General features: G+C 34.3%; 13 protein-coding genes and 3 pseudogenes. 3 read left to right on the top strand and 13 right to left on the bottom strand.

Annotation, left to right across the window (positions count from 1 at the left end; translation table 11 throughout):
- The first annotated feature begins 149 nt into the window (after positions 1-149).
- Together ACLKMH_RS03090 and ACLKMH_RS03085 are read left to right on the top strand one after the other, a co-directional pair.
- A complete protein-coding gene (locus tag ACLKMH_RS03090; RefSeq protein ID WP_413700819.1) occupies positions 150-1,604 on the top strand; it encodes a methyl-accepting chemotaxis protein in 1,455 nt (484 codons plus the stop codon).
- 19 nt (positions 1,605-1,623) lie between these two features.
- Positions 1,624-1,998 (top strand): hypothetical protein, encoded by a 375-nt coding sequence (locus ACLKMH_RS03085; RefSeq protein ID WP_413702244.1) that lies wholly within the window; start codon positions 1,624-1,626, stop codon positions 1,996-1,998.
- A 339-nt stretch (positions 1,999-2,337) separates the two neighbouring features.
- Here ACLKMH_RS03085 and ACLKMH_RS03080 read toward each other — a convergent pair whose 3' ends face one another.
- The 6 genes and pseudogenes from ACLKMH_RS03080 to glyQ form a co-directional block, all read right to left on the bottom strand.
- The gene (locus ACLKMH_RS03080) at positions 2,338-2,556 is read right to left on the bottom strand and encodes a histidine phosphatase family protein (protein WP_413700818.1); all 219 of its coding nucleotides are present in this window, start codon (positions 2,554-2,556) and stop codon (positions 2,338-2,340) included.
- Positions 2,557-2,842: 286 nt separating this feature from the next.
- Positions 2,843-3,175, bottom strand: coding sequence for a hypothetical protein (locus ACLKMH_RS03075; RefSeq protein WP_413700817.1), 333 nt, complete (start codon positions 3,173-3,175; stop codon positions 2,843-2,845).
- Positions 3,176-3,212: 37 nt separating this feature from the next.
- Positions 3,213-3,440, bottom strand: a complete 228-nt coding sequence (locus ACLKMH_RS03070; RefSeq protein ID WP_413700816.1) for a hypothetical protein — start codon at positions 3,438-3,440, stop codon at positions 3,213-3,215.
- A 93-nt stretch (positions 3,441-3,533) separates the two neighbouring features.
- A complete protein-coding gene (locus ACLKMH_RS03065) occupies positions 3,534-4,784 on the bottom strand; it encodes a valine--pyruvate transaminase (protein ID WP_413700815.1) in 1,251 nt (416 codons plus the stop codon).
- Positions 4,785-6,192: 1,408 nt separating this feature from the next.
- Positions 6,193-8,280, bottom strand: a pseudogene (gene glyS, locus ACLKMH_RS03060) (glycine--tRNA ligase subunit beta).
- A gap of 9 nt (positions 8,281-8,289) precedes the next feature.
- Positions 8,290-9,199 (bottom strand): annotated as a pseudogene (gene glyQ / locus ACLKMH_RS03055) (glycine--tRNA ligase subunit alpha).
- Between the two features lie 186 nt (positions 9,200-9,385).
- Here glyQ and ACLKMH_RS03050 point away from each other — a divergent pair.
- Positions 9,386-10,099 carry a DUF2161 domain-containing phosphodiesterase gene (locus tag ACLKMH_RS03050; protein WP_413700814.1) on the top strand — a complete coding sequence of 238 codons (714 nt, stop codon included), beginning with the start codon at positions 9,386-9,388 and terminating at the stop codon, positions 10,097-10,099.
- Here ACLKMH_RS03050 and ACLKMH_RS03045 read toward each other — a convergent pair.
- From ACLKMH_RS03045 to atpG, 7 genes and pseudogenes are all read right to left on the bottom strand, one after another.
- Positions 10,068-10,430, bottom strand: a complete 363-nt coding sequence (locus ACLKMH_RS03045) for a hypothetical protein (protein ID WP_413700813.1) — start codon at positions 10,428-10,430, stop codon at positions 10,068-10,070. The two genes, ACLKMH_RS03050 and ACLKMH_RS03045, sit on opposite strands and share 32 nt — an antisense overlap.
- A 319-nt stretch (positions 10,431-10,749) precedes the next feature.
- Positions 10,750-10,992, bottom strand: a complete 243-nt coding sequence (locus ACLKMH_RS03040) for a hypothetical protein (protein ID WP_413700812.1) — start codon at positions 10,990-10,992, stop codon at positions 10,750-10,752.
- The gene (locus tag ACLKMH_RS03035) at positions 10,979-11,848 is read right to left on the bottom strand and encodes a DUF4105 domain-containing protein (protein ID WP_413700811.1); all 870 of its coding nucleotides are present in this window, start codon (positions 11,846-11,848) and stop codon (positions 10,979-10,981) included. The genes ACLKMH_RS03040 and ACLKMH_RS03035 overlap by 14 nt, the downstream gene beginning before the upstream one ends.
- A 153-nt stretch (positions 11,849-12,001) precedes the next feature.
- Positions 12,002-12,481, bottom strand: coding sequence for a DUF3015 domain-containing protein (locus ACLKMH_RS03030; RefSeq protein ID WP_413700810.1), 480 nt, complete (start codon positions 12,479-12,481; stop codon positions 12,002-12,004).
- A gap of 198 nt (positions 12,482-12,679) precedes the next feature.
- Complete coding sequence (locus tag ACLKMH_RS03025; protein ID WP_413700809.1) at positions 12,680-13,099, bottom strand: F0F1 ATP synthase subunit epsilon; 420 nt, start codon at positions 13,097-13,099, stop codon at positions 12,680-12,682.
- 15 nt (positions 13,100-13,114) lie between these two features.
- Complete coding sequence (gene atpD, locus ACLKMH_RS03020; RefSeq protein ID WP_413700808.1) at positions 13,115-14,512, bottom strand: F0F1 ATP synthase subunit beta; 1,398 nt, start codon at positions 14,510-14,512, stop codon at positions 13,115-13,117.
- Between the two features lie 28 nt (positions 14,513-14,540).
- Positions 14,541-15,409, bottom strand: a pseudogene (gene atpG / locus ACLKMH_RS03015) (F0F1 ATP synthase subunit gamma).
- Between the last annotated feature and the right edge of the window lie 47 nt (positions 15,410-15,456).

The raw sequence follows: 15,456 nt of genomic DNA, 5'->3' as shown, positions 1-15,456 counted from the left end.
TATCAAACCTATAATTTGTTTATAATTCATTCTATAGGTTTATTATCTTTGTCATGTTATCAATAAAATTTCTCACAAAAACACTGACTGCTAGTATTACGCTTTTACTTTTATTTATTAGTGCCTTTATTGTCTGGGCATGGCAAGAAATGGACAAACCTTATCAAATAAACCAATCCTATCATTCAATTAAAAATAAATTAGAAACAGATATTGCACTTTCACTAGAACAGTATTTAGGATCTGGTGATACCACTCGATTATTAGAAGCAGAAAATCAGTTAAAACTACTAAAAGAACAAAACATAACTTGGTTAAAACAGTTACAAAAAGATGATTTTGTATCTGGTATAGAAAAACTTGAAGATGCTATTCAAAAACAAGAGCAAGCAGGTAAACTTGCCGCAAATCCTTCATTCTTATTAGTTAACAATGAAATGGAGCGCCATGGAACAATTGATTCATTAATGCAATTAGTCGCAAAATCTCAGGTTTCCAATGTTGTAAAAATACGTTATCAAACACAATTACTTAAAATTAGCCAAGCATTACAACAAATAGCCAACTTAAGAGAACGCTATTTACAAAATAATAATAACGAACTTAAATCATTTCTAATTAATGAAAATGATGCACTTAAAATACAAATCGAAGATATACAAACGTACCCCAGTTTAGAAGTTTTTGAAACGACAGAAGTAGATGAGTTTAGTTTTGGTGAACCAGAAACGATAGATTTAGCAGAGGAAAATATTAGTGGTCTTCGTAGTTTAACGAATCGTTACCCTAAAGAGCTATCAAATACTGATAACAACTTAATAGCTGTCGATATTAGTAGAAAATTTTTATCTGAAAGCCTCAGTGAACTCACTCAGAGTGTTGCTTTATTCGCAACGATAGTAGATATACAAAAACAACAAATAACTCAAAAGGTGCAATTAATCGGTATTGTTTCACTATTAATATTTTTAATACTAATGGTTATTTCTACCCTGTTACAATTAAAAACAATAGTATTTATTGGCAAGTTATCACCCTTTTTTGATGCACTAACAGCTGGCGATTTTAGTCAGCCATTAGTTGTTAAAAGTAAACTTTTAGAAATAAATACTGTTAGCGATAGAAGTACACGGTTATTAAATTACCTTAAAGAGTTAACTACTTCATTACAAAAACAATCACAACAAGCATTAACGGCTAGCCAAGATCTACAACAACGAACACAGCAAGCTACACAAAGTACTCAATTACAACGTCAACAAACAGAATTAGTAAGTGTTTCAATAACTCAATTATCAAATTCATTTAATGATGTTACTAAAAATGCTGTAGATACCTGCCAGGAAACTGATAATGCTGTTAAATTAGTTACTAAAGCAGGACAAGCTTTAGCTATTGAAACAGAAAAAACGCAATTGCTTGCAGATAATATTCTTTCCTTAAGCAAGTTAGTAGAAAAATTAAGTAGTGATACTTATTCAATTAATAATGTTTTAGATGTAATAAATAATGTTTCTCAACAAACTAATCTACTAGCATTAAATGCGCCTATCGAGGTTGCAAGAGCTGGAGAACTAGGGCAGAGGATTCGCTGTTGTTGCTGATGAAGTACGAGCACTTGCGATTAGAACCTCACAATCAACCGATGAAATTCAAACAATTATTGATCAACTTGTAGCAACAGCAAAACAAGCAAATGATTATGTTCTTCAACAAAGTGAGGTTGCTAATGACTGTGCAGAGCACAGTTTAGCTGTTCAACAAGAATTAAGATCTGTCGCATCTATCATCGATTCTATTTATGCCTATAACAATAGCATTGCCTCAGCTACTGAAGAACAGTCTGCAACAATCAAAGAAGTCGCAAACAACACTCAGATCATCGATCAAAATACTAAAGAAGTCAGTGGCAATATAAAAGACATTGATGAATCGAGTCTCAAAATTAAAGAGATAAGTGAAGTACTAAACAACTTGGTTATACAATTAAAAAATTAATTCTCTAATGTTTAGCTGTAGTAGCTTAAACATTTTTTATTTTATTTTTGTAAATTTCATCCTCAACTCAATAAGACACACTAAAAAGTGTTAAATATTCGCTATTCTAACGAGTTTAAAAGTTCTCTTAATACGATATCTTCACTTTCGCATAACTCTTCGTTAGAGTAGCTTTATGCTCATTTAATTAGAGAAGAAATCAGGAATAGTTTTTGACTCTATTTTTTGCGGTTTAATTTAAGTTTCTTCTCCATCCAATAAACTATTATTGCTAGAAAAATTGTAAATTTAAATTTACATGTAAATATTGTTTCACGTGAAACAAAATAGATTTTTTGATTATTTGTGTATGACTTGAAAGGACCAATAATGATTTCTATTGGCTCTTTTTACGTTAGTCCAACCAAGTTTAATTAAACGATAATAAATAAACCGATTCATTAGACCGTGACCAAATATAACTATCTTTTTATTGTTTTCAACTAAACTTAATAATTCATTCACCATTAAGTTTGATCTATGCCTAGCTTGTTTAAAAGATTCTACATTGCCATGCATTCCAACAAACCATAAAAAACGATTTATCCCTAGCCACAATGTTAAAGGCATTTTTAATGGAATATTATACCCGTTACCAATCGAGATGCTTTATTCAGTCGCCAGCTCGGACAGCAAGGCAAGGCGCAATATGACGACAATGGCTAGCCCTTATCGAATGTTGCAAGCAGAATTGCTTTTCGAGCTAGCGACCTGTAGGGCAAGCTGTGAGGCAAGCATCTTCGTTGTTAGAAAGTATTGATTGAACCAGTTAGATCTTCAACTTTCCGCCTAGAATCTACTCACCTCACAACTTGCTGAACTTTGCATCTTGAATGGTAACGGGTATAAAATAGGGAATATGTACTTCATCCAATAAACAGAAACTTTGTACTGGTTGAGTATTTTTAATCTTAGATTTGTATATTGCGATATTAGCAGAATGCTTAGCTCTATTTAAATTGCTTGAGATAATAAGGCTATTTTCCATCAGTTTACAAAGATAATCACATGGAAGCGAATTAACATCAATCTGACTTATTTGATATTCACGAAGCCAACATTCAAATTCCTTTGCATTTAACCAAAATGGTAAAGGTGAATATAAAGGTTTGCCATGTCGAACAAAAATAATTTCCATCAGAATCTAATTAACTGTTTAAAATAAATATATGAATTTAACTTAATCCATCATCGTTCATATCAACTAAACTAACTTTACAGCCTAATGCTAAGCAAATAATTACTGCAATAATAATCACACCAGAAAGAAAAAGCATCGCTATTAAGAACCAAAATAGGGGAAAATCAAAAATTAGATTGTTGTTTTTATTTTCTAAAACAATCGTTCTCGACTTTATAAATTCAACAATATTTTTACCATCAATTTTAAAATCTTCTTTCATCTGATTTTCCTTAATTGTTTCACGTGAAACTCTCTAATTTTTCAAATTAATATATAAAGTATTTCACATGAAACAACGAATTTGAATATTTAATTACAGGGCATAAAGATCATTAATTTCATTTGCTAATATATTAATACCACGTTCAACAACATCATCATCCTGTGCATAATTAAGACGTATACATTCTTGTGTATGTTGCCAGCTTTGCTCTAAACCAGGAAAGAAATAATGCCCAGAAACAATTAATAAACCTTTTTCCTTTAAGCGTTTGTATAGCTCACTAGAAGTAATAGGTAAATCTTTAAACCAAATCCATAAAAATAAAGCACCTTCAGCTTTGTGTATACGCATGTTTTCAGATCTAATTTTATCCTGTAATAAACGAATAGCCTTTTGAGATTTCTTTAAATAGAAAGGTTTAATGACTTCATTACTAAGTTTTAATATCTCTTTGGTTTTAACAAGAGGTAAGACAATTTCAGGGCCTATACCACCAGGTGAAAGAGCCATAATGCCAGATAGATTAGACATGGCTTTAATGATTTTTGAATTAGCTATTACAATTCCACAGCGTGCGCCTGGTAAGCCAAACTTTGAAAGACTTAAGCATAGAATAGTGTTTTTATTCCAAAAAGGTTTTACATCTTCGAATATAATATTTGGGAAAGGGGTGCCGTAAGCATTATCAATAATTAAAGGTATATTATTATTTTGAGCTAGTTGATCCAAATGAACAATTTCATCATCGGTTAAAACATTACCTGTTGGGTTTGTTGGTCTTGAAACACAAATAGCACCAATATCTTTATCAATTTTTATAGCATCAAAGTCGACACTATATTTAAATAAACCATTATTTAACTCATTTATTTTAGGTCTAACTGCAACAAATGCATCTTCAGAAACACTCGCATCTGCATAACCAATATATTCAGGGGCTAGTGGAAATAGAATTTTTTTGCTTTTTCCTTCGCTAAAATTTCCACCTAAAAGATTAAATAAATAAAAGAAAGCATTCTGACTGCCATTAGTAAGCATTATATTTTCGCCACTAAGTCCCCAGTCATATAAGTCGTTAAATAATTCAGCTAAAGCATCAATAAAACTATTTTTACCCTGCGGGCCATCGTAGTTAGATAAGGTATCAATTAACTTACCTTGATCTAATAATTCTTGTATTAGTTTATTTAAACGTTGTTGAATTTCTGGAATTGAAGCCGGATTCCCACCTCCTAGCATTAAAATATCGTCACCACCTTTAACACCAGCATTTAAATCATCCATTAATTCTGTAATACCAGAATGCTTTGTAAATTTGTTACCAAAAACTGAATAGGGCACTTAAGCTCCTTTTATAATTTAATATTAAAATGAATGGATGTTTCACGTGAAACAAACAAATCCGTGGTTTGTTGATTATACCAATCTCTAATAAGTATCTACATAAATAGTTTTTTCTGTAGGAAAAAAGCATCATATTAAATTTGAAAACAAAATATTAAGTCAGTGCTATTAATTAAAATAATAACTACTATTTACACATAGTCATTAATCCAATGCTGAACATTAATCGGATAAAACGACAGTAGTGGCAATAAAATAGAATCTACAATGGTTTTAAACTTCTTATAAGTAAAACCAGTGAACAGGTAAATTAAGAAAGCAGTTAAGTTTATCCCTTCAAAATAAATATTATATGCATTAACAATAGGTGAGATATCTGACCAAATACTCTATTCAATTTATACTAAAATAAACTTTAATAACCCATTCGTCACCATGTAAAACAGCAAATATATTTATTATAAAATTAAATAATTTTGCAAAGTATTTACAGACTCAATGAGATGATAAGTTATATAAATTGCCAAACCTAAGATTATAACAAACACATAATCCACTATAAAAATTAAACATAAGATACTTAGAGCCTCGAATTCAAAATCATTTTGTGAATTGGTAAAAGAGTTTTACAGAAAACAATTTAATGTAAGAAACATAAACTGACTTATTCCGAAATTAGTTTTACATTACCAACATGACATAATAAGAATAAGAATAAGAATAAGAGTAAGAGTAAGAGTAAGAATAAAAGGGGAGCATGATCCTCTTCTATTTCATAATAAAAAAACATGGTTAAAAGAGATATTAGAACAAATTAAATGATCTGTTATAAAGCTAGTAAGTAGAGCAAATATTAATAATAACGGTGATTTTGCTTTTTATACTTAGTTCTATATTTCAATTCTTAAGGACATAAATAATTACATTATGACTGCGCTAAAAAACATAATTATTAGAAGAATTTGAAATTCTATCCTATTCATGAGAAATAACTGGCAATATAAATCATCAAACAAGTCTGCAGTATAATTGCCAATAAGCTACTCGAAATAATAACAATAACGCTGAACAAAAAATTTAATAAGTAAAAATTCTATTGAAAACTAATTGTACTTAGAACAATAAATGCGTTTAAACATTAGCGTTTAGAAATTATAGATTTTTATAAACAAGTAATTTTTATTTGTTGAGCTTATATTCGACCAGTAAAAAATTACAATATTGTTTGTAATTGATTAAATATTTAATAGCATTTTTGGATTTTAAACTAAAGGTAGTAATGGGCGAGTTTGTTCATTTATAAAATTGTGGCTTATATTAATTTTCAAATTGTTTCACGTGAAACAAAAAAGCTCAGTTAAAAACTGAGCTTTTTAATAAACTATTTTATGATAGATAGTTATATTTACAAAACAGAAACATCAGCCACTTGTAAAAATAAATTACGTAAACGGTTTAACAAAGCTAAACGATTCTGTTTAATTTCGACATTATCTGTCATTACCATCACATTATCGAAAAATTGGTCCACAGGCTCACGTAGAGAAGCGAGTTCAAGCAAGGCTGACTCGTAGTCTCCGACTTCAAATAAAGGGCTTAGAATGCTTTCTAGAGAGGCTAATTTTTCAGCTAATGCTTTTTCTGCATCATCTTCAAGTAAAGCACTATCTACATTTGCATTTAATTCTTCACTTACCTTAGCAAGAATATTTGAAATACGTTTATTAGCCGCGCAATAGGTTCTGCTTCAGGTAGTTGTTGGAACTTAGCAACTGCTTGAATACGTTTTTCAAAATCTACTGGTTTAGTAGGGCGACGATCCAACACAGATTGAATTAACTCTGGCGAAAATCCATTTGCCTGGTAAGTAGCAGGGAAACGTGCGAATAAAAACTCAACAACTTCATTTGCAACATCATCATTAGTTAATTTATCAGCGTAATGTGATTTAGCAATTTCAACTAATTCAACAATATCTAAATCAAGTTCTTTATCTTTAATTATACGTAATAAACCAATCGCGAGCACGACGAAGAGCGAATGGGTCAGCGACACCTTTAGGGGCTTGGCCTATTCCAAAAATACCCACCAGCGTATCAAGTTTATCAGCTAAAGAAACGGCACAGGCAACTAATGAAGTTGGTAATTTGTCACCAGCAAAGCGTGGTAAGTATTGTTCATTTAAAGCAACAGCAACTTCTTCAGCTTCACCATCAAAACGCGCATAATACATGCCCATAATGCCCTGTACATCAGGACACTCTAATACCATTTCAGTCATTAAATCGGTTTTTGAAAGCAAACCAGCACGCTGTGCATGATTTACATCTGCATCTATTTGCTGAGCAATATCTTTGGCAATATTAGCAATACGTTCTGATTTCTCTTTTAACGTACCAAGTTGCTTTTGGAATAATACAGTTGATAAAGACTCTAAACGACTTTCTAAAGTTTTCTTTTTATCTGTTTCAAAAAAGAATTCTGCATCTGCTAAACGAGGGCGTACTACTTTTTCATTCCCTTCAATTACCTGCGCAGGATCTCGGCTTACAATGTTTGAAACAAAAATAAATCGAGGTAATAAATTACCTTCTTTATCTAATACCGGAAAGTATTTTTGATGATCTTTCATGGTATAGATAAGCGCTTCAGATGGCACATCTAAGAACTTTTCATCAAATGAACCGGCTAAAGTAACAGGCCATTCAACTAGAGAAGTTACTTCTTCGAGTAAAGCTTCATCGATTGCGAGCAACACCATGTTCATGTGCGACAACCGCTTCAACTTGCTCACGAATTATCGCTTTACGGCGTTCATAATCAACAATAACTTTACCTGTATTATCAAGTAATGATTCATATTCATTAGCATGTTGGATGGTTAATTCTTCTTCACCAAGGAAACGATGCCCTCTGATAACACGACTAGACTCAACACCTAGTAATTCACCCGGAATAAGCTGACTACCAAATAACATACATACAGTATGAACTAGGGCGAATAAATTGTGTTGCTGTCGCTCCCCAACGCATTGGTTTTGGAATAGGTAATTTAGCAAGTGCATCAGCAAGCAATAGTAGGGATTAATTCTGCAACCTGTTTGCCTTTAAGTTCAGCTTTAAAAAGTAACCATTCACCTTTATCTGTAACTAAACGTTCAGCTTCTTCTACAGAAATACCATTCGAACGAGCCCAACCCTGCGCGGCTTTGGTAGGGTTACCTTCAGTATCGAAAGCGACACTGATAGCTGGCCCACGCTTTTCAACAATTTTATCAGCTTGAGAAGCATGTAAGTTAGTAATAACTAGCGCCAAACGTCTTGGAGAAGCTAACCAGTTTATTTTTTCAAATTGAAGGTCAGCTTTAGTTAATTCTGCTTCAACATTACTAGCAAAAGACTCTGCAAGTTGTCGTAATGATTTTGGTGGTAACTCTTCCGTTCCCAGTTCAATCAATAAATTTTCTTGTGATGATTGTGATTGATTTGACATTAGCGACCTCTACTTCTCTAAATTTTTACAAAGTGGGAAACCAAGCGCTTCACGCTTCGCATAATAAGCTTCAGCAACCGCTTTTGATAATGTACGCACGCGTAAAATATAGCGCTGACGTTCAGTCACAGAGATTGCATGGCGTGCGTCTAATAAATTAAATACATGCGATGCCTTCATTACTTGCTCGTAAGCCGGAAGAGGTAAACCAGCTTCAATTAATTTTTGACTTTCTTTTTCACAGTGATCAAATTGAGCAAATAAAGCATCTACATCAGCATGCTCGAAGTTGTAAGTTGATTGTTCAACCTCGTTTTGATGGAATATATCACCATAAGTCAGTTTACCCATTGGACCATCTGTCCATACTAGGTCATAAACACTATCAACATCTTGAACATACATTGCAAGACGTTCGATACCGTAAGTAATTTCACCAGTCACTGGAGAACACTCTAATCCACCAACCTGTTGGAAATAAGTAAATTGTGTTACTTCCATACCGTTTAACCAAATTTCCCAACCAAGACCCCAAGCACCTAGAGTTGGCGATTCCCAGTTGTCTTCAACAAAACGAATATCATGAATAGAAGTATCAATACCAATTTCTTCAAGAGACTTAAGATAAAGTTCTTGAATGTTTTTTGGCGATGGTTTTAACACCACCTGAAATTGGTAATAATGTTGTAAGCGATTAGGGTTTTCACCGTAACGACCATCTGTCGGTCGACGACAAGGTTGAACGTAAGCACTGCTCATCGGCTCAGGACCAATTGAACGTAAAAATGTTTGCGGGTGGAATGTACCTGCACCCACTTCCATATCGAGTGGTTGCACGATTGCGCGTACCTTGACGAGCCCAGAAATCTTGCAACGCAAGAATCAGCCCTTGGAATGTTTTTGTATCGAATTTTTGCATGATTTAGGCTTCGAGTTATTTATAAAAAATTGAAAGATATTATACCTATACAAGCGCATCTATGCCACTAAACAGTTAAAGTTGAGATAGTATGTCTTGTTTGCAGATCATAAACATAAATAATTAAAGCTCGTAATAGTAAAATTATGCATACTATTCACTTTTACATTAAACCAGATATTAAAAATGCCAACTAAACTGAAGATACAAGAAAGCGATCTCTATATTCCTATCAAAAATCACTTAGAAAATTTAGGATTTGAAGTAAAAGGGGAGATAAAAAACTGTGATATTGTCGCTCAAAAGGGCGATCAATTAATCGTCATTGAATTAAAACTAAACCTTAATATCACTTTATTATTACAAGCTGTTGAGCGTTTTTCTGTTGCTGATATTGTTTATATTGCGATACCCAAGCAATGCTCTTTGTATCGAAAACAAGGCAAACAGGTTAAAAAACTGATTAAACGATTAGGCATAGGTTTAATCATCGTTGATATACAAACAACCTCACAATATGTAGAGGTTGTATTTGACCCTCAGGATTACATTCCGCGTAAAAATAAGCGTAAACAAGATGCGTTACTTAAAGAATTTAACCAACGTATAGGTGATACTCAGAAAGGCGGAGCAACACGTGCTAAAGCCGGTTTAACCGCTTATCGACAACGCTGTATTCGTGTCGCTGAATATTTATTAACTCATCCAACAGCAAAAGGTGCAGAAATAAAAAAAGCCATTGGCGAAGAGCAAGCCAGTGGCTATTTACAAAAAGATTATTATGGTTGGTTTGAAAAAGTAGAACGTGGTGTTTATAAAATATCTGTAAAAGGCAGAGAGGAATTACCTAACTGGCTAAATAAATTATCTAAATACGATGCTTTAAAAGTAACGAAATAAAGTTAGTCGCCTCAGAGAATTCCTCTTTATGCCACTGTTGATGGGTAATTTTACTACGTAAAGCCCAATCTGTTTCAAAAGCCCAATTCCAAATAGCATTTAATTGACTATGATGGTCAACATCGCTATCAACTAACCAAATAATATTAGCAGTTAATGCAACTTTATTATCAGCATTTACTTGCCAAACTGAGCCTAATTCAGTGCCTAAACCAAGTGTTAAAGCATTATCAACAATATCCCCAGTATTAATTTCAAAAGAGCCGAGTAAATAGCTATGTAAGCCGTTTGGGTTCCGACTGATTTTCCATATCCTGCCTGAGAAAACCAACGACCACTCCGCTTCGATATAGCATTTTGACGATCATAACCTGATCGGATATTCCAGGACCAATTGGTGAATATTCGATTATCTGGTGCTAATGACATTGCATCAATTAAATAAAAGCGTTCAATATACGAAGCGACAGATTCATTAATACTCGCTTCAATATCTAAAAAACTTATTTGTGCACCAGCAATAAAACCAGCCGGTTTATCTAATAAATCATGATAAGCAAGCCGATAAGAAAGACTATAACGCGCTTCATTGTCTTCATAATGATTAACAGATAAACCTATGCGTGCAGATGAATGTCCCAATTCAGGGCTCACCTCAGGTGCAATAGGTGATGTAAAAGGGAAGGTGCTTTTATTTTACTTCGTTTTATTAATAACTTCGTTAATCTTGGTGCTATATCCGCACGGCTTAATCCTTGATCATAAAATTCAAAGTTTAACCATTCATAGGCCATTTCTAAAATAGCCACTTTTTGTGGATCATCAAAAACCGATAAATCAATTTGTTTACCATCTTTAATATCTGCAACAATTTGTAAATTATGATCTGTCATTTGCTCGCGAATAATGAAATAATTTAGTGCCAAAAGCAGGGCGGTAATTTGGTTCTTGTAACAGTTCGTTATCTCTTAAAGTGGCCACAGTATCAGATGGGATGACATGTAAGTTAAAAGCACTGGTTAAATCAAGATTTTCACGGGCAAGTTGTAATAATGCAAGTAGTTGATAGGAGCAATTTTCATCAATAAAATAATAATCGAAACGAGCGTTTTGTAATTCCCATAGATGTAACAATACCAAATATACTTCTTCAGAAGTTAAATTGAGTTTATATTCCCAAATGTCACGTGATTCTAAATCATTATATTCGCGCACTTTTTTGTAATAAGGCATTAATGAAAAATAGCCAGGATATTGGCCAACTAAACCTTTAAAAGCATAGGTTGTCGCGTTATCTTGTACATCAGGTTGTGCCGCAAAATTAACCGCAAAGGCGACTAATTCTTTATTACGAGTCTGATTTTTTGTATCAATTCTTAACAGAGTATGACCAAACATTGAAGAAGGGTTATTCATGAAAGCGGTCGGAAAAACTAAAGTGATCCCCTTTGGGTTAATAACAGACTGCCACTTTTCAAATTCAGGGCAATTTATATCTAACCAATTGTTTTCTATTTTATTTTTTAACCATTTATAGCGAGCAGGGAATCGACATATTATTTGTTCCCTTGCTTGTATCGTTAAACCAATGCCGTTAAAAGCATTAACTGTCGCTTGTAACTCGGCATAGGGATCAACTTTACCCCGTTCATCAAGGAAAAACGCTTCACTATCTATTTCACTTTTCCAATCTGTTAAAATAGCTTCTCTATAATGCCCAAGTTGTAACCAATAATTATGCTCAGACAAATTTGCTATTGTATTAACTGAAGCAAATACTGAAACTGGTAAGCAGAAAAATAAGAGTACTATAATCTTTTTATTTATGTTCATAATTCTCAAAATAAAAAAGCCCCAAAAATAGGGGCTTTATCGACTATTTTAGTTAAATAGACTAATAAATTATAACGTGTAGCTCGCAAGCTCAACGTTTGTCGCCATTAAGTTGTTTAGATTTTCTAAAACAACTTGTGAGGTTACATTTTCAGAGGTAAATACTTCAGAAAAGTTTGCCTGTGTAATTTCATTGAATGTAGTTTGATCTTGTTCTGCAATACCCCAAACTTCAGCAAGGGTAGACAATGTTTCACCTTCGCCTTTAGAGATATCACGTGCTAGGTTATCCATATTACCATCAATAAATAGTGCTAATTTAGCTGATGAAGTAACGGTACCTGTTCCATCACAACCTAATGTCCCAAAAGTAATACCAAAAGTTTGGTTACCTGAAGTGCCGTTTGTTGTTGCACCAAGTACTTTAAATACTTTGCCTTCTTGACCAGCAAAAACCATAGAACCTAAACCACAACCGATATCTTGGTCAGCCATTGCATTTGTAAATGGTAATAAAGAGATTGTCGCTACTGCGATTAGCTTTTTCATGATAATTGATCCTTTTTATTATTAGTTATGTTCACATAAATTTAATCATTATGATAAATATGCTTAACAATACAATAACAAAACATCATTAAATAAAAAACTAAAAATCACTATATTTTGTATTAACTTGTTTAAACGATTGTTTTTCAAACAAAAAAGGCGACCCTAAGGTCGCCTTTTTAACGAAAGTTTAAATCTCTACTTACGTGTTAACTTAATAGCACGTAATTGTGCAACAGCTTGTGCAAGTTGTGCTGTAACTTTAGCAAAATCAATATCTTTATTAGGACTTGATAATTGCTCTTTAGCGACTCGCTCAGCTTCTAATGCTTTTGCTTGATCAAGATCTTGACCTCGAATAGCAGTATCAGCTAATACAGTTACACCGCGTGGTTGTACTTCAAGAAAACCACCTGAGATATAAATGACTTCTTCGCCACCATCTTGTTTAACCAATTGAACCATTCCTGGTTTAATTGCTGTTAACAAGGGTGTGTGACCAGGCATAATACCTAATTCACCTTCTTGACCTGATACTGATAAGTGTGAAACTCGTCCTGAAAATAGAGACGTTTCTGCACTTACAACATCTAAATGTGTGGTCATTGCTCTAGCCATAATAAACTCCCGCTGTTACATTTTTTTAGCGTTTTCAACAGCTTCTTCAATTGCACCTACGTATAGGAACGCTTGCTCAGGAATATCATCGTAATCACCGGCGATTAAGCCTTTAAAGCCAGCTAATGTGTCTTTAAGTGGAACGTAGATACCTGGGTCACCTGTAAATACTTCTGCTACATGGTAAGGTTGAGTAAGGAACTTCTCAACTTTACGTGCACGAGATACGATTTGCTTATCTTCTTCAGAAAGCTCATCCATACCTAGAATAGCAATGATATCTTTAAGCTCTTTATAACGCTGTAAAATACCTTGTACGCCACGTGCTACATCGTAATGCTCTTGACCAACAACTAATGGGTCAAGTTGACGTGAAGATGAATCTAACGGGTCAATCGCAGGGTATAGACCCATAGATGCGATATTACGGTTAAGTACAACTGTTGCGTCTAAGTGAGCAAATGTTGTTGCTGGTGATGGGTCTGTAATATCATCCGCAGGTACGTATACCGCTTGGATAGATGTAATAGAACCTGTTTTAGTAGAGGTAATACGCTCTTGTAAAACACCCATTTCTTCAGCAAGTGTAGGTTGGTAACCAACGGCAGATGGCATACGACCTAATAGTGCAGATACTTCTGTTCCCGCTAGTGTGTAACGGTAGATGTTATCAACAAATAATAGTACGTCTTTACCTTCATCACGGAAACGCTCAGCCATTGTCAAACCAGTTAGGGCAACACGTAAACGGTTTCCTGGTGGCTCATTCATTTGACCGTAAACCATCGCTACTTTTGATAATTCAGGTTTTTCAACGTTTACAACGCCTGCTTCCTGCATTTCAAAATAGAAATCGTTACCTTCACGAGTACGCTCACCAACACCAGCAAAAACAGATAAACCTGAATGTTTAAGTGCGATGTTATTGATAAGTTCCATCATGTTTACTGTTTTACCAACACCAGCACCACCAAACAGACCGATTTTACCACCTTTCGCAAATGGACAAATTAAGTCGATAACTTTGATACCAACTTCAAGTGTTTCATTTGATGCCGATTGCTCTTCATAAGAAGGTGCAACACGGTGAATCTCATAGTGTTCAGTTGAATCAACTGGGCCACACTCATCAATTGGCTCACCCAATACATTCATGATACGGCCTAGTGTAGCCGTACCAACAGGTACTGTGATTGCTTTCTTTGTATCAGTTACTTCTAAGCCACGACTTAAACCTTCAGAAGCACCCATGGCGATACAACGAACAACGCCGCCACCAATTTGTTGCTGTACTTCCATTGTAAGGTTCTTTGCAGTGACGTTCAAAGCACTGTATATACCCGGTACTTCTGATTGTGGGAATTCAACATCCACAACAGAGCCGATAATCTGTACGATTTTACCTGAACTCATCTCTGATCCTCTAAAATCTAGTTTCTATTTATACCGCGTACGCACCACCACAAATCTCAGATAATTCCTGAGTAATTGCAGACTTGACGTGCTTTATTGGCAACAAGTTGTAAATCATCAATCAAGTCACTTGCGTTATCTGTTGCGGCTTTCATTGCAATCATACGTGAAACTTGTTCACACGCTAAATTTTCAACCACTGCTTGATATACTTGAGACTCTACATAACGTACGAATAGTGTATCCAATAATGTCTTGGCATTGCCTTCGTAAATGTAGTCCCATGTATGTGAAGAGACTGCTTCATCATCTTCTGCTTTTGGCAGTGGTAATAATTGATTGATAGTCGGTACTTGTACCATGGTACTTACGAATTTATTATTCACTACATATAAACGATCAAGTTTACCTTCGTCGTAAGCATCTAACATTACTTTCACCGAGCCGATTAAATCATCAACTTTTGGTGCATCACCCAAACCAGTGGTTTGTGCAATGATGTTAGCGCCTACTCCAGCAAAGAAACTGGTTGCTTTAGAACCGATAGCGGTTAAATCAACCTCTACACCAGCATCGCTGTGTGCTTTCATTTCTTTTATGAGTGCTTTAAACAAGTTAACATTTAAACCACCACATAGACCTCGATCACTTGAAATGACAATATAACCAACACGCTTTATTTCTCTTTCAAGAACATAAGGGTGTTTGTATTCAAGTTTACCAAGTGCGATATGACCAATCACTTTACGCATTGTTTCTGCATAGGAAAGACTGCTAGACATACGCGTTTGCGCACGACGCATCTTTGATGCGAGCAACCATTTCCATGGCGCCAGTGATCTTTTGAGTATTTTTTACACTCGCGATCTTATTTCTAATTTCTTTATCGCCGGCCATCTCTAACTCCTAATTAATGCATAATTAACAACTTACGTTGTTAATTA

The sequence above is a fragment of the Psychromonas sp. KJ10-10 genome (assembly GCF_047323245.1).
Taxonomy (GTDB): Bacteria; Pseudomonadota; Gammaproteobacteria; order Enterobacterales; family Psychromonadaceae; genus Psychromonas.
Note: the sequence above shows the minus strand (reverse complement) of the source record. Positions and strands in the feature narration are given on the sequence as shown.